The organism is Nostoc sp. (genome assembly GCF_036917775.1).
Lineage (GTDB): Bacteria > Cyanobacteriota > Cyanobacteriia > Cyanobacteriales > Nostocaceae > Nostoc.
On record NZ_JBALEQ010000027.1, the window covers coordinates 25,303 to 41,360 of the forward strand.

Sequence of the window (16,058 nt, forward strand, 5' to 3'; positions counted from 1 at the left end):
TAGAGGTCGAAGTTTCGAGTTCAAAGGTCGAAGTTCCAAGTTCAAAGCTCAAAGTAATGATCTTTCCTTTGAACTCCCACATTCCCCGTTTCCCATTCCCCATTTCCCATTCCCCATTTCCCAATGCCCATTCCCCATTCCCCACTTAATTAATGTCAAGATTGCATAACATTGTTCTTCACACGTTATATAATTCAATTCATTTCTAGACTGCCGTCCAGCAATTATGTCATAAGTAAAAAAGCTGTGAACGCAAATTAATTTATGACTGCTACTGTAAAAACTGCTCCTAGCTTCGCTTCCCGCTTGGTAAATGGCGTACTGGCAATCAAGCCTTTAGCCAACCTAGCCAAACATCAAGCTAGACAAATGATGATTAAACGTGCCGAAAGAATTGGTGTGCCTTGGACGCAAGAAGTCGAAACACTACAAGCGCGTGATTGGAACGCTGATCTAGCTCAAGTACAAAATCCTGAGCTTTCCTACCCAGAATACTATTTGCGGCCATTCCATGCCTACGAAGACGGAGATCTCAGTTGGAAAGCCGCTTTTGAATTGGAAGTTGCTGCTTGTGCCGTCCACGCCGGAATTTGGCAGGATGCTGGAGCAGAAGGAGATGCTAGACTGCGCCAAAGTTACCACGATATCCTCAAAGCGCAAATCCCTAATCAACCCCAAGAAATCCTAGATTTGGCCTGTGGTGTGGGTTTGAGTACATTTACCATGCAAGAAATTTATCCCCATGCCAAAATTACAGGCTTGGATTTATCTCCCTACTTCTTAGCTGTTGCCAATTACCGCGCTGGGCAACGTCAAGCTAAAATTAACTGGCTTCATGCCCAAGCAGAATCTACTGGGCTACCAGATGCCTCTTTTGATTTAGTCTCAATTTTTCTGATGTGTCACGAATTACCCCAGTCAGCAACCCGACAGATTTTTGCTGAAATGCGGCGCGTGCTACGTCCGGGTGGCTACTTGGCAATCATGGATATGAATCCCAAGTCTGAAGTTTACCAGAAAATGCCAGCCTACATTTTGACTTTGCTCAAAAGTACTGAACCATATTTAGATGAATATTTTGCTTTGGACATTGAGCAAGCTGTTGTTGAGGCAGGTTTCCAAACTCCTACTATCACTAACAATACCCACCGTCACCGCACAGTAATTGCTCAGGTGAGTGGTTGATTTTTCTCTACTGCTGTGGTCAGCAATACCACCCTTGCTGCTGCTAGGCTACTACTACTATCGAGTACCATTTGCCCCGCCTCTGTTAAAGTTACTGATGTTCTTTAGCATCGGGGCAATATCTGGTCTTTTAGCCCTTAGACTTGAATCAAATTTTGAAACTGTAGCCAATTGGATTGTAGATTGGGAACGGATCAAGCAAACGCTTCCTGGTGCAATCTTGCGGCAGCTTGTGGAAGTAGGTTCAATTGAAGAAGGCTGTAAGTTAGCAGGGGTTGTTGTGCCAACCTACTATTTGCAACGCACGTATCGATTACTTCCCTCAACTGTTTTCCTCTTCACCATAGCCGTTGCCCTTGGATTTACCGCCGAAGAGAACTGGATTTATCTTTTTCACAATACAGGATCAATTCTTGGGCGTACTATTAGCACGCCAGTCCATGCCATGTTCTCTGCGCCTTGGGGATATGCCTTGGGAATGTATATTTCGTCTAAAAATCGGTTACATCAAGACAGGAAGTTCATTTTTCGGGCTTGGCTGAATTCTGTAATCTGTCATGCCCTAGTTAATATTCTATCTAGTGCTTGCAGTTACTCACTAGCGCTATGTTTCCTTAATTATGGTTTATTTCCGTTTTTATTGTGGATGTTTTGGCGACTAGAACAATTACTGCGAAAAGTGCAAGGTAAACCTGTAATTACCCTGATTTCAGAACGTACACCCCAGCGACGTTACTGGCAGAGGGGTTTAGTGCTTTTTGCCCTAGTGCTGGGTGGAAATGCTATTTTTGGGCTGTTTCTCTTAGCCAATAAAATTATTCCTTTGAATCCGTCCAAGCTTTTGGACAGTTATATTTTGTGGTTTATATTTAGTCGCTTTTTGCTAAATCTCTTTTTTGGAGTTTTAGCTTGGGGCATTTATCGCTATTTGCGACATTCCGCCCGTCGTCGGTATTTTTAAAATATGATTTAAGAAAATGCTAGGGGGTTTCTATGCAAACAACTCCAGTGCGTTGGACGACAGATGACCTAGAGTTATTCGCTGGCGATCGCAGAAATCGCTATGAGATTATTGATGGAGAACTATTTGTGACTAAATCACCTAGTTGGGATCATCAATCAAGTTGTGGCAATATTGTTACAGTTCTTAACAATTGGTCAGATGAAAGTGGTTTAGGTAAAGCTGCGATCGCACCTGGAATCATTTTTTCAGATTCGGACAATGTGATCCCTGATGTGGTGTGGGCAAGTCATGAACGCTTAAAATACTTGCTAGATGAGGCTGGACACCTTACCGGCGCACCAGAGTTAGTAATAGAAGTTCTCTCACCTGGTGAAAAAAATGAGAAACGCGACAGAGAAACAAAGCTAAAGCTTTACTCAGTGCAAGGGGTTCAGGAATATTGGATTTGTGATTCTATACAAAAGAAAGTTGAAGTTTATCGACGTGAACAGGCTGCATTAAAGTTAGCAGCTACTCTATTTAGTCAAGATGAACTGACAAGTCCTTTGCTACCTGGTTTCACCTGCTTAGTCAATAAACTTTTCTAGGCTTGGATTCTTTCGATTATCCTCTTTACTCTGTGTTCTCTGTTCCTCTGCGGTTAAATAAATCACTTTTAACCCGCAGAGAACCGAAGAGAATAAAATAAATTTTAATAATTACGAATTACGAATTATTAAAAATGTCCTATGTCTAAATTTACAATTAGCTAAACCCGTGCTAATACTGGCTGATTCACATCTGCGCTGACTGAATCTGATTCTGACTCCGTGCAGTAGATTTCGCAGGAGTTATTAGGACTTTCAATCAGTTTCACTTTGTAAAGTTTAGCTCCCAATTCTTGAATGGGCGATCGCAATAAATTACTAATGTAAAGTGCGATATTCTCAGCAGTGGGCACAATTTCGGCAAAGTAGGGAATGTCTTTATTTAAAAAAGTGTGATCGAATGGTTCAACCACATAATCTTCGATCACTTGATTCAAACCCCCTAAATCGACAATCATGCCGGTGCGTGGGTCAATTTCCCCTTTGACGGTAATTTCTAGATGATAGTTGTGTCCGTGACCGTTGGGACGGGCGCACTTACCATAAATCTCAGTGTTTTCTTCGTTACTGAGATGAGGATGAGCTAGCCGATGGGCGGCGCTAAAGTGAGTACTGATAGTAAGGTATGCTTCCATTGCGTTTCCTATATAATCTGCCCAAAGTTCAGGATGTTCAAATAACTGCACACGCACTAAAGGCAAATGCGGTGCTAACCTCTGCCAGATAATCCGGGCAATATTTTCAGTGGTGGGTAGAGTTTGTTGAAATTCTGTCCACGCATCATTGATATAAGAGAAATCCAATTGACTGGTAACTTCTCGTTTAATTACGTGTTTGACATCAGACAAGTTCAGCACCATACCATACTTATCCAATTCCCCGGCAAGGGAGATAAATAAGACATAGTTATGTCCGTGTCCAGGAAATTTAGAGCAAGCACCAAATTTTTCAATATTCTCGGCTTCACTCAGTTCTGGCAACCAATAGCGATGACTTGCCGAAAACTGGGCGCGGCGATTAACAATACATTGCATGAGTACACTATGAGCAGAATTTAAAATTTCTTAATCTTTTTCTGTTTCCAGCATAAACTAATTTCTTTGTCAGTAGTCGTTAGTCATTTGTTATTTCACCAATTACCAATGAACTATGTAACAGATGCTTGTGCTTCACAGTGTAACCCTGTAGCTATGCGGAATAATTCTTGGCCTGTGTGTAAATAACGCTCATCGTAGTTCAAAGGAAAATAACCTAATTCATCGAGTCCATCTGCTACTTGATCGAGGCTGTAATAGAGGTGAGCCGCCGTTCTTGCTAGACTAGGGGGATTTGGCAGGGAGCGAAAAGTAATTTGTGCCTGCTTGAGGTCATCTCGACAGGTTCTTAAGTATTCCTGAAATTCATCTAACAACTCATCATCAAAAGGATCGGCAGCCAATTGCTCCATTTGTTCTTCTAAGGAATAAAGAATGGTACAAAGCAAACGATTAACTGGTTGATAAACTTGGCGCAACCATTCTTCAACTTGCTCATCAACATCCCGTCCGGTTTTTCGTTTTGTCTGGTAGTGCTGTTGGGCTGATGCTGTACGCTGTTGGCGATCGCTATTTAATTTTTGAGAGTCATTTTGCAGTTGTTGGTCATAATTGCGGCGATTATGGTTGTCACCTAAGATTTCATAAGCTGCATTGATGAGAATAATCTGATCGCGATCGGCTGTGTCCTGATTACTGTCAGGATGAAATAACTTAACCAAGCGGCGATAAGCTTGCTTAATCTCCGCAAGGCTGGCACTTGGACTAACTTTGAGAGTTTCGTAATGGTTAGAAACGTGCTTAGAATTGACCATTAATTCAATGTATCGTTAGCTGATGCTAGCGGCTAATCTTGCCTCCAGGTCTTGGAACAACGGTGTACTCAAATACCTCTCACCAAAGCTGGGCTGAATCATCACAATTAAACGCCCTTTGTTTTCTTCACGTTGAGCAACGCGAATTGCTGCACATAAAGCGGCTCCACTGGAAATACCAGATAGTAGCCCTTCTTCTTTTGCCAAACGCCGACTATAAGCGATCGCTTCGTCATCGGTGATGGTAATCACTTCATCTATCAATTTTATCTTGAGAACTTGCGGAATAAACCCAGCGCCAATTCCTTGGATTTTGTGTGGCCCTGGCTGTCCCCCAGATAAAACTGGGCTATTGGCTGGTTCAACTGCGATCGCTTTAGAACTAGGTTTGCGTGCTTTAATCACTTCTGCTACCCCAGTGATCGTACCACCAGTGCCCACACCCGCCACAACTATATCTACTTGTCCATCAGTATCTTCCCAAATTTCAAGAGCTGTAGTTTCTCGATGCACTTTAGCATTAGCTGGATTGCGGAACTGCTGCAACATATAGGTATTTGGCGTACTATTAACTATTTGCTGCGCTCGTCTAATTGCCCCACTCATGCCTTCCATACCTGGCGTTAATTCCAGTTCTGCTCCATAAGCCCGCAACATTGCCCGACGCTCACCACTCATGGTCTCTGGCATTGTCAAAATTAATCGATAACCCTTAGCTGCTGCTATCATTGCTAGGGCAATTCCTGTATTTCCAGAAGTGGGTTCTACTAATATTGTCTTCTCAGGAGTAATCAGTCCCTCCTCTTCGGCGGCGTTAATCATACTCACCCCAATCCGGTCTTTGACTGATGCCGATGGGTTGAGACTTTCTAGTTTCACCACAATTTCCGCAACACATCCTTCTGTTTGAGGAATGCGGTTCAACTGAACTAGGGGTGTACGACCAACAAGTTCTGTAATGTTACGAGCAATTCGCATAATTATAGTCCTTTGTCATTTGTCATTTGTCATTGCGTCGGAACTAGCTTCGGAAACAGAGCATCACCTTTGATTTAGGCACTCATCAGCTTTTGATTAAATAATTGTGATTTTACTTGCGGCTTTAGTAGCTTTTTCCCTAGCCTCTTCGATATTCAGACCCTTGGCTAAAGCTACTCCCATTCGTCGATATGGATGAGCATTAGGTTTACCAAATAATCTAATATCGACATCTTTTTCTGACAAAGCATCGGCTACGCCTGTAAAACCAATAGAATCAGATTTTTCGGAAGCTAAAATTACCGCACTAGCTGAGGCTCCTAACTGTTCTATATGAGGAATTGGCAAACCTAAAATTGCTCTTAGATGTAGTTCAAATTCATTGAGATTTTGTGAGATTAATGTCACCATTCCCGTATCGTGCGGTCTGGGAGAAAGTTCGGAAAAAATCACTTCATCTTTAGTAATGAAAAATTCAACGCCAAAAATTCCGGCTCCTCCTAAAGCATCAGTAACTTTTCTTGCTATTTCTTGAGATTCTAATATCTTATCTTCAGAAATTAGTGCGGGTTGCCACGATTCTTGATAATCTCCTCGTTCTTGGCGATGACCAATTGGAGGACAGAAAATAGTCGGTGCATTCCACTGTTTAATTGTTAGTAATGTTATCTCGATTTCAAAATTAATAAATTCTTCTACAATTACCTTTTGACTGTCTCCTCTAGAATTTGCGATCGCATAATTCCATGCTTTCTCAACTTCACTCTTATCCTGCACTACAGACTGACCTTTACCAGAGGATGACATCACAGGTTTAACAACATTACTAAACCCAATTTCATCAGAAATTGTAATCAATTCTTCTAGGGTTGTTGCATAACCATATTTAGCCGTTCTAATGCCCAATTGTTGATGCGCCAGTTCCCTAATTCTATCGCGGTTCATTGTATAGTTGGTGGCAGCCGCAGTTGGTATAACTGTAATCCCTCGCTGCTCAAATTCGATCAGTTTTTCTGTTCTAATAGCTTCAATTTCTGGTATGATAATATTTGGCTGATGTTTTGTCACTACAGCTTCTAAATCATCAGCACTGAGCATAGAAATCACTTCAGAGGCATCAGCCACTTGCATAGCGGGAGCATTGGGATAGCGGTCAACGGCAATCACATAATTGCCAAGACGTTGAGCCGCGATCGCCAATTCTTTCCCTAGTTCTCCTGAACCTAGCAGCATCAATTTTTGGGGCAACTTAATATTCATCAACTTATCCAGACCAATCTCGATCCAATAATCTTATAGTTTTTTGTGTTTCAATTAACGTCTTTTCAAGAGTTAAATCTAGCCCCGCGCAGTTGTAAATCTTGACGTTGTAGCAGAGTTAAACCAGTACCTAGACCCAGGTGACACTTATCAACTAGAGCCTCTAACCAAATCGTCTCATCCAAAGTTGCACCTTGCAAATCTGCATTTCTTAAATCGGCTTTCATTAAATTTGCAAATAAAAGGTCTGCATTGACTAAACTACTACCTTGTAGATTTGCTCCAGACAAATTTCCTCGGATGAAGTTTACATCATCTAAAATTAAGCCAGATAAATCTGCTCCGATTAGATTTGGAAATTTTAGCTGACTTGGATATTTAAAAAACCGCATCATACAGGTGATATTTGCTTCATTTAGGCGGATTTTAGTTAAAAACTCATAACGACCAATTCCCAGTTGCTTAAGAATTTGTAGACGTTGTAAGGGACTTTGCTCTAAAAACTGGATGGCTGTATGGCGTAGGTCTTGAGTCGGCAGATTTAGCATGATTGTCAGGTTATTACTATACTCGTGCTAATTAAAAGTTTAACCTTAATACAAGAACCCCGACTTCTCACAGAAATCGGGGTTCTCATGTATAAAGTTTTACCCTAGCGTCCGGCTAACAATGCTTTCGTAGCAGATTCACCTGCTAATCTTACCTGCTTTGTCAACTGGAAATTTAACAATGCCAAAACACTCAACTGAGCCAGGAATGCCATAAAAATTGTTGTCGCCCCAGAATATTGGATTGCTGACCACGGAAAGGGTGAAAACAGCCATACAGTAGGATGTTTCCACGCGGACATACCAAGAAATTCTAGAATCATCGGTGGTAAGAACGTTACCGTACCTATAGTACCTATTGCCCAGAAAGAACGTTTGGGAGTTTTCAGTAAAAGTATCAATTGGGCAATAGTAGCGTAAATCATGATGATGCTAATAGACAAAGCTACAGATGAAAGTACTTTCAACCTGTCAAAATTCTCACTATGCTCTGTATCGAAAACAGATGTAATTGAAACCCAGACTAGCAAAGGGATAGTCACAATTGCCAGATTAATAGCGATCGCTACAAGTGCAGGGCTTTTTTCTGCCCAAATTAGATCCCGCCAAACACTCTTGCGGCTAGAAGCTTCTTGATGTCGATATCTTGCCCAATCTTGTACATCTTGACGATGAGGGGAAAGAATGGCAATCAAACTCAAAAGTAAGCCCAAATTGTATATTGCCAGAAAAACTAAATTTTGCCCAACCTGTTCATCAAAGTCAGAATTATTCCAAGATTGTAAGGTAAAGCCCCACATCATTACCTGACAAAAAGCTACTAATACATAACTTTGTCCCTTGCTAATAATTGAGGCTTGAGGATTACGGAAGGAACGTTTCAGAGCTTGTAAGATTCCGTAACTGCACAATCCCAAATTTAATAAATGAAAACCAACAATACTAACAACATTTGTCCCTAATGGTAAATAGAAAAACTCTAGGTTTTTCAGTTGAGAACCATTGTATACACGTAACAAGTTAGGAAACAGATAATTTATTGTATCCCAAGGAGAGAAAAGCCTGATCCAAGCAGTTGAGTTATTTAAAATGTTGCTAGAAGACGATGATGCAAACCCCATTACTGTGAACAAGAAAAGCAATACTGCACCGCTACCTAACCAAGGCTGAAAACCGCTAAATAAACGACTAATTAAACCAAATAGCAATGCGGAATTGTAAAAGAAAATACAGCTAGCAACAAGAATGGCGTAGTAACTCAAAATGTAACTAAAGGCAATTTCAGCAGAACGCCCAGCCAACAGATGTAAAGGAACTGCAACTAAGATGACGAGATAAACTAAACTCGGTACTCCTAGTAATTTACCAGTTAATATACTAGTTTCTGATTGGGGGCTAAGACGGATGAAATTCAATGTACCGCGACTTTCTTCTTTGGCTAAATCGTTGATTAATAAATAAGTTCCTGCAACTAATAGTGTAAATACAAAAATTACACTCAAAGTCAAGAATATATATTCCCAATGATCTCGCCACCACAATTGCCAATCAATTTGATTTTGGGGACAAATATTCTTTGTGAGTAAATCACTTAAGTTAGGAATTTGATATTGATCTGATTGCTGGTAAATCTGGTTTTGTTGCCGTTGATATACTTGACTTAAACGACAGTATGTGTTTGTTAGTGAGTATTGATCGTCAGGAAACTCGCGTAATTGATATAAAAAAACTACCAGTTGTAGAAGTAAGGATGTTGCAACTGCGATCGCCACATTAAAAAATTTCAGCCTTCCTTTGAGTTCCCGCAATAGTTGCGGATTCCAATCGCCGATTTTGTCTATAAAATTGGGCATCATAAGAAAAATTCTCCAAAAATGGGGAGTTATATTTGTTGGCAAATTAAGATGCTTGTTTGTGACCTAATTTTAAGAAAATAGTTTCTAAGTCTTCTTGTGTACAGTGAAAATCAGTCAGAGGAATATCTGCTTTGATGAGCGATCGCAACAACTCAGCACTATCTTCTTCTTTACCCGAAAAATTCACCCGCACGCTATTTTTTTCTGATATAACCTCCCACTCTTCTACTAAATGATGATGTTTCAATTCCCTTAAAAGTGTCTCCAGGTTCCCCAGAGTCGATATCACAATTTGCTGGTGCGAAAGACGTTGATAAAGTTGCTGTAGGGAAGTACTTTCTACCAAGAAGCCAAGTTCCATAATTCCCACAGAAGTACACAGTTCTGCTAAATCACTGAGAACGTGGGAAGAAATGATTACAGTCATCCCAGCTTCTTGCAAAGCTTTAATGATTTCGCGGAAGTGCATCCTGGCGATGGGGTCAAGCCCAGAAACAGGCTCATCTAGTAGTAGTAAAATCGGTTCGTGGATAATGGTTCGCGCTAAACTTAAGCGCTGTTTCATCCCCCGCGAGAGAGTAGAAATCTGACTGTTACGTTTATTTCCAAGTTGGATGAGTTCTAAAACTTCATGCAAGCGTTGAGTGCGGCGTGGTTCTCGTAAACGATAGAGACGCGCAAAATAATCTAGGTAATCCCAGACTGTCAAATCTTCATATAACGGGTAGTCATCGGGTAAGTAGCCTAGACGACGCTTCAGTTTGGGATTACTCTTGTCACGGAGTAGGCGATCGCCATTAATATAAATCTCACCCGTAGTTGGTTCTTCAGCAGTTGCCAACATTCGGATGAGAGTTGTTTTACCCGCGCCATTGGGCCCAATCAGTCCATATACTTCCCCCGCCTGGATTTCTAAATCCACATCATTAACAGCAACGTGCCTGTCAAATTGCTTAGTTAGTCCACGGGTGCAAATTGCTAATTCTTTTACCATCGCTGCTGGGGGTGCGGCTTGTGATTAACACTTAACGTAACCTCTTTCTACAACTTCTGTCAGCCTTGTTTCAGAAATTGAAACTGACTTTCAGAAAATTGGCTACATAAAAAAGTAGGTAAGGTTTATGCCTTAACTACTTATTAATTCTTATTCTGCTATTTAAGAAACTTTGCAAATCAAAGCTTGACTTTTTGCTCTACTATCAAGTTATTTCAGATAGTGGTGGAATGACGTTATTAATTCCATTACCAGATGAACCGCTAACTGCATAACGGTATTCGGGAACTGGATATCCAGCTTCACTAAAGGTTTCACGGATAGCTTTATTAGTGTCGAAGTAAACTTGCCAGTAATGATCATTATTGCAATAAGGACGTACTGCTAGTACAGGCCCTGCAAAGTTGAAATCCTGAATTTCTACATCCGGCGCTGGATTTTGGAGGACATTAGGAATTTGGCTAATTTTCGCTTTTAAAAGTGCGATCGCTTCATTATGTTTCACATCATGATGGAGTTGAGCTACTAGATCAACCCGGCGGTAAGGATTGGCAGAATAATTCTGGATATTGTCAGCAAAGATTTTATTATTGGCAACAATCGTCAATACGTTATCAGGTGTATTAATACTAGTTGTGAACAGCCCAAGCTCTGTAACAGTGCCTGTGACACCTGCTGTGGTGATGAAATCACCAACTTTGAATGGTCGAAAAACGATTAAAAATGCTCCGGCGGCAAAGTTGGCCAATAATCCCCCCCATGCTGCACCAATTGCAATGCCGGCTCCTGCTAGTAATGCCGCAAAGGAAGTTGTTTCAACCCCAAAGAAGCCAAGAATTGCTACAACTAGAACAATTCTTAAGGTAACACCAATAATATTCAGAAGATAGTTAATCAGTGTTGGATCAACGTTTTGGCTTCGGAAAGCACGTCGCGCTAGCTTCAATGCAAAATCAATCAAGCGTTGAGCAATCAGCCACAGAGCGATCGCACCTAAAATTTTCAGTCCAAACAGAGTTAAAAGTTGACTAGCAACTAGGCTAATTTGTTTGAAATCCATAATTTTTTGTCTGTAAATTGTTAAACACAATCAACATACAAGAAATTAAATCAAAAAGATATATCAATACTTTTTTTTTAATTTTTGCTGTAATATGCAGCAGATAGCAAACTGTTTTCGGAAGATGTCTGAACAGTTTTGGGCAAATATAAATGTTTTCTTGTGGGATTATCTACTTTTTGGCTTATTGCTGTTTTTTCACTCCTCAATTCAAGCAAAGATGTCATTGATACTGGGATTTTCCAAGATTTAATCCCTGCCTGGTGTATCAATCTTTGCTCTCTCTCTCAAATTTCTGCATAAATCGTGCCATACCCGCAGAGACAAGTTCTTTAGTCAATTTAGGAATGGCTCATAAGCGGTAACTTTATCTGGAAAGTAGAGCCTTTACCCTCATTGCTCATCACATGAATGTTACCGCCGTGAGCCTGAACAATTTGTTGAGCGATCGCCAATCCCAACCCAAATCCGCCGCTTTCTCTGGCACGTTCTGTATCAACTCGGTAAAAGCGATCGAAAATGTAAGGTACATCTGCCTCTGGAATTCCAATTCCAGTATCAATAACCTGAATTACTGCCCGATCTGGGTGAGGTTCTAACCGTAACCAGACAGTTCCACCAGATGGAGTGTAATTACAGGCGTTGTTGAGCAAGTTTTCCACAGCTAACCGCAGCAAATCGGGGTCAGCCCACAACTCAATAGGTTGTTCTGGTAAATGGCTGATCAACTTGAGCGACGTTTTTGCAGCTTGAGTATTGTAATAAATAACTAAATTCTCTAGCAAGCTATTAAGATTAACCTTTTTGAGAGATTCGGGAGTTAATTTTCCTTGATGCCGAGCCAACAGCAGTAGGTTATTAACCAAGGTACTCATCGACTTGGCGCTATCGATGATGTTCTCCACTGAGGGATGGATTTGGGGATGGTCTGCTGCCATTAGTAACCCAACTTGGGCATTGGTCAAAATCGCAGAAAGGGGCGATCGCAACTCATGAGAAGCATCTGATGTAAAGCGTTGGAGTTGGTTATAAGCTTGCTGAACGGGTTGCATAGCTATGCCGCCAAGTACCCAACCTGTAAGTCCAATTAACCCCAGTGCTATAGGTACAGCCAGGGTCAACATTAACTGAAATTCTCTGAGATCGTTTTGAGTTTCTGTCAGAGGGATAGCAACTTGCAGATAACCAATGACCGAATTTCCTCCTTGAACAGGTAGGGTGACTTGACGAAGCCAAAGCGTCTCACCTGTAAACTGGTCAACGGATTTAATCGTAAGAAACTCAGATGCTATTCCCAACTTTTCTGGAGGTGGAGTACCAAAAAACCGATTGATTTTGCCATTGGGGTCATACCAGCGAACATACACCAGTTCAATATCAGCAGGGTGAGAACCACTACCCAATAGCGGTATATTGCTCAGATCGACTTGTTTTTGTCCTTGAAAAAGCCGATATTGCGAACTGGCTGCCATTAGCTCTGCTCTTTTATAAAGAAGTTGATCTAATGCTTTGAGCTTGTCTTTTACCTCAAGATTGTAAATGACTCCAGCAAAGAGAATCAGAATGCACCCCATTGAAAGGGTAAACCAACGAGCTAAATTACGACGACTGCGGTTAAACACAACTTATGCTAATTCGTAATTCGTAATGACGCTCGCAGACTCGCTACCGCTACGCTAACGTAATTACAAGAGTTTTTAAGTAATTGAACTACACTACTATCTAGTCTTTGTCTTAGCCATTATCAAGCTTCAAGATGGTTCTGGAGGGAATGGCACTAAGAAAACCTGAAACCTTTGTCTGAGGGAGGTGTGGGAGGATGAGGAAGAAATCTGGCTCCCCACACTCCCCACACTCCCCACACTCAAAAGCCAGTTAAATCACGGGTCTGCGCTTATCTTAGTGCCATTCGTTCTGGAGGGTTGAGGCGATAGCCCATACCGTAAACAGTTTCAATCCAATCGGCTGCTGCTAATGTTTGCAAACGTTGGCGAAGTTTACGAACTAGAACGGTGATTGAATTGCTTTCTGGCTCATTACCCCACTCCCATACAGCTTGCTCAATCTGGTTGCGAGTCAGGACTTGTTTAGGATGACGCATGAAGTACTCTAGCAACTGAAATTCTTGGCTAGAAAGGGATACGATCGCTCCTTGTCGCTCCAAAATTAGTCTATCGAGATGAAGTTCGAGGTCTGCCAAGCAGAGGGTGTCTCCTTGCCAGAGGGGCGATCGCCTCCTCAATGCCCGCACCCGTGCCATGAACTCTACGATATCAATTGGTTTTACCAGGTAATCATCAGCTCCAGCATCTAATCCTATGACTTTATCGGGTGTGGTATCTTTTGCGGTAATCATTAATACGGGAGCGGTTTTTCCCGCCGCCCGATACTGTTGACACAAACTCACTCCACTAATTCGAGGTAACATCCAATCCAAAATTAGTAGGTCATATTCTTTTTCAGCCAAAAGCCATTGAGCAGTTTCACCATCCTTGACACCATCGACGCTGTGTCCCGCCTGAGAGAGAACCATTTGCAGCGGCATTAATTGCTTTGGATCATCCTCTACCAGTAAGATTTTCATCACCTTTATACACTTGTGCTTGTTTAGAATAATCCATTAAAGCAATCTCAACGTCTTTCATCAGTAAGATTTCAGAGGATTGTCTACCCCATTAGGATATACATGAAGTGTGACCTAGCAAAATCAGAAGCAGGTGTAGTGTGTGGCGTATTAGTAAACGTTGGCTGCAAGGGCTGGGATTAGAGTTTTGGTTGCCTTTACCACTAGTAGCGGTTGTGTTTTGGCTTGGCTGTAATTTCCTAGCTGCTCAAGAGTTAAGCCAACCCTACTCCACCGAGAAAAAACTTCAGTCAGATACTCAGCTTGAAGCACGGGTAGCAGTCAATGTCTTGCTCATTAACGCTGCCGTCAACCGAACCAAGAGAATTACTCAAGTAGAAGTGGAAACAGCAGACCCCATCCTGAAGCGGTTGGAATTAGAACTTCCAACAATAGAATTCAGCCAAATAGAAGCGACAATTGCCCAAGAATTAGGTCTACCCCGTCAGGATGTTAGAAAGTTAGTGCGCTATGAGGTTGTGGACTAATATTGATCCGAAATCTTAAGAGTCCCCAATCCCTAGTCCCCAATCCCCAGTCCCTAGTTCAATGCGTTCTGCCTTGGTTTTCAATGCTTGGTTCATGGCTTCAAACCCTTGGCGAACGTCGATATTTAATCGACGAGCCAACAGAGGTACTAGTAAACCCTGGAAAGATTCTTGCTGAATGAAGCGAACGCGTAGGCGTAGCCCGTCGTAGACATCGCTTGCTAACGGTTCAATGATAAAGCTATGTTCAACGTCAAATAACCCTGGTATGAAAAAGTGCCATAACCAGCGCAGTTTGCGATTAGGTTCTACCGTAATCACCGTAGGTCGAAAGGTCACGATATCTCTACCTGGAGGCTGAAAGTGAACGGTTAGCTGTGCCCCTTCACTCAGCGAACCACTAATTTGACGAATAAACAGATTCCAATGTGGAAAACTGGCAAAATCAGTGAGTAGGTTCCAGATTTGTTCATCGGATGCCTGAATTTCAATTTCAGTGTAGATTTTCATGAGTATGAGTTGATAGGAAAACCAAAATTAAAACGGTTATTCCTGCTAAAAATAACCCCATGTATTTTAGTCCTAGTAATCGACTAAACCAAACATTACGGGTGAAAGTAAGTAGATAAAGTAGGGGAAGCAGCTACCGTGTACACACAAGTCGAATTTCTTCTTAAATCCCAAACATTACCTACTTAATCGCACTGATGGTTAGGGTGGGGTAAAACTAAAGCTAAAACCTTAGTAAATCAGGTTTCAGGTAAGGTTTTGAGAATTTATGCAATAAATATATTGAATTCAGGTGGTCATTTATTGATTTCAGGTAGTCATTTATTGATTTCAGGTGGTCATTTATTGAATTCGGGTGGTCGTTTATTGAATTTGGGTGGTTGTTTATTGAATTCGGGTGGTCATTTATTGAATTCGGGTAGTTGTTTATTGAATTCGGGTGGCCGTTTATTGAATTGGAGGTATTGTTCATTGAATTCAAGCAGTGGTTAAGGTGGGGTAAAACCCAGATTCTTGAACAACTTCAGACTTGTGTGTACACCGTAGCCTTGACAAGGGGAAGGTTAGGGTGGGGTAATGCGAATGGTGATAGGAAGGCAGAGAACTGAATATCACTTCATTACAAGGGTTTCACGTTAAGTTGACACGTATGGTTCTGAAAAAACTACTGACCTTGAACAACCAGGACGGAACATGGAGCGTGATGAACTACGTGATTGCTCACACTTTCTGCTAAAAGTTCGGCAAATCCTTTAAGTCCTCTACGACCAAGCACAATCAAATCTGCTCCCCAACTCCGGGCTAAATCACAGATGTTAGTCCCAGGATCTCCTGTTTGATAACTGGATTCTGCCATAATGCCTAGTATTTTCGCTTTCTGATAGTACAACTGGAGTAAACTTTGTGCCTGTTGTGTTTCTATTTCCAGGTCTACTAAATTTACAGTGAGTTGACTAGAATTTGCTAGCTCAATGCTGTGACCAATCATTAACTGAGCAGCATCTTTTTGGGCTAACTCCAGCGCTTTTGCAAACACTGTTGCAGCCGCAGGTGAGTCATCAACCGCCACCAAAATCTTCTTAAAGCTCATATCCAACTCCAATAATCAATTATTTCATTCACATTTGTTGTCTTTTAGCTTGAGGAACAAATGTGA

The 16,058-nt window shown here is 41.5% G+C and carries 16 protein-coding genes; 4 read left to right on the forward strand and 12 right to left on the reverse strand.

Translation table 11 applies throughout. From position 1 onward, the window contains the following. The first annotated feature begins 264 nt into the window (after positions 1–264). Genes V7K69_RS04850 through V7K69_RS04860 form a run of 3 tightly spaced genes read left to right on the forward strand, consistent with a single transcriptional unit; the run spans position 265 to position 2,736 of the window. Complete coding sequence (locus V7K69_RS04850; RefSeq protein ID WP_335031937.1) at positions 265–1,185, forward strand: class I SAM-dependent methyltransferase; 921 nt, start codon at positions 265–267, stop codon at positions 1,183–1,185. Next, positions 1,178–2,146 carry a PrsW family intramembrane metalloprotease gene (locus V7K69_RS04855; protein ID WP_335031939.1) on the forward strand — a complete coding sequence of 323 codons (969 nt, stop codon included), beginning with the start codon at positions 1,178–1,180 and terminating at the stop codon, positions 2,144–2,146. The genes V7K69_RS04850 and V7K69_RS04855 overlap by 8 nt, the downstream gene beginning before the upstream one ends. Positions 2,147–2,178: 32 nt before the next feature. Next, complete coding sequence (locus V7K69_RS04860) at positions 2,179–2,736, forward strand: Uma2 family endonuclease (protein ID WP_335031941.1); 558 nt, start codon at positions 2,179–2,181, stop codon at positions 2,734–2,736. A gap of 161 nt (positions 2,737–2,897) precedes the next feature. On the opposite strand, the gene V7K69_RS04865 is transcribed toward V7K69_RS04860, so the two are convergent. The 10 genes from V7K69_RS04865 to rppA form a co-directional block, all read right to left on the reverse strand. Then, a complete protein-coding gene (locus V7K69_RS04865; RefSeq protein ID WP_335031943.1) occupies positions 2,898–3,770 on the reverse strand; it encodes a 6-carboxytetrahydropterin synthase in 873 nt (290 codons plus the stop codon). 113 nt (positions 3,771–3,883) lie between these two features. Continuing rightward, complete coding sequence (locus tag V7K69_RS04870) at positions 3,884–4,585, reverse strand: J domain-containing protein (protein WP_335031946.1); 702 nt, start codon at positions 4,583–4,585, stop codon at positions 3,884–3,886. A 15-nt stretch (positions 4,586–4,600) separates the two neighbouring features. Further along, positions 4,601–5,563, reverse strand: a complete 963-nt coding sequence (cysK, locus tag V7K69_RS04875) for a cysteine synthase A (protein WP_335031948.1) — start codon at positions 5,561–5,563, stop codon at positions 4,601–4,603. Positions 5,564–5,659: 96 nt separating this feature from the next. After that, on the reverse strand, positions 5,660–6,823 hold the full coding sequence (gene purT / locus V7K69_RS04880) for a formate-dependent phosphoribosylglycinamide formyltransferase (RefSeq protein ID WP_335031950.1): 1,164 nt from the start codon (positions 6,821–6,823) through the stop codon (positions 5,660–5,662). Positions 6,824–6,888: 65 nt separating this feature from the next. Further along, positions 6,889–7,371 (reverse strand): pentapeptide repeat-containing protein, encoded by a 483-nt coding sequence (locus V7K69_RS04885; RefSeq protein ID WP_335031952.1) that lies wholly within the window; start codon positions 7,369–7,371, stop codon positions 6,889–6,891. Positions 7,372–7,475: 104 nt separating this feature from the next. Next, positions 7,476–9,227 (reverse strand): ABC transporter permease subunit, encoded by a 1,752-nt coding sequence (locus V7K69_RS04890; RefSeq protein ID WP_335031954.1) that lies wholly within the window; start codon positions 9,225–9,227, stop codon positions 7,476–7,478. A gap of 43 nt (positions 9,228–9,270) precedes the next feature. Further along, a complete protein-coding gene (locus tag V7K69_RS04895) occupies positions 9,271–10,221 on the reverse strand; it encodes an ABC transporter ATP-binding protein (protein WP_335031956.1) in 951 nt (316 codons plus the stop codon). A 205-nt stretch (positions 10,222–10,426) separates the two neighbouring features. Further along, positions 10,427–11,281 (reverse strand): mechanosensitive ion channel family protein, encoded by an 855-nt coding sequence (locus V7K69_RS04900; RefSeq protein WP_335031958.1) that lies wholly within the window; start codon positions 11,279–11,281, stop codon positions 10,427–10,429. A gap of 341 nt (positions 11,282–11,622) precedes the next feature. Next, complete coding sequence (locus V7K69_RS04905) at positions 11,623–12,903, reverse strand: sensor histidine kinase (RefSeq protein WP_335031960.1); 1,281 nt, start codon at positions 12,901–12,903, stop codon at positions 11,623–11,625. Between the two features lie 272 nt (positions 12,904–13,175). After that, a complete protein-coding gene (gene rppA / locus V7K69_RS04910) occupies positions 13,176–13,865 on the reverse strand; it encodes a two-component system response regulator RppA (RefSeq protein ID WP_335031962.1) in 690 nt (229 codons plus the stop codon). A 140-nt stretch (positions 13,866–14,005) separates the two neighbouring features. On the opposite strand from rppA, the gene V7K69_RS04915 reads away from it, so the two are divergent. Beyond that, complete coding sequence (locus tag V7K69_RS04915) at positions 14,006–14,392, forward strand: hypothetical protein (RefSeq protein ID WP_335031964.1); 387 nt, start codon at positions 14,006–14,008, stop codon at positions 14,390–14,392. Between the two features lie 15 nt (positions 14,393–14,407). On the opposite strand, the gene V7K69_RS04920 is transcribed toward V7K69_RS04915, so the two are convergent. Next, on the reverse strand, positions 14,408–14,902 hold the full coding sequence (locus V7K69_RS04920) for an SRPBCC domain-containing protein (protein ID WP_335031966.1): 495 nt from the start codon (positions 14,900–14,902) through the stop codon (positions 14,408–14,410). Between the two features lie 664 nt (positions 14,903–15,566). Then, positions 15,567–15,992, reverse strand: coding sequence for a universal stress protein (locus tag V7K69_RS04925; protein ID WP_335031968.1), 426 nt, complete (start codon positions 15,990–15,992; stop codon positions 15,567–15,569). Positions 15,993–16,058: the final 66 nt, after the last annotated feature.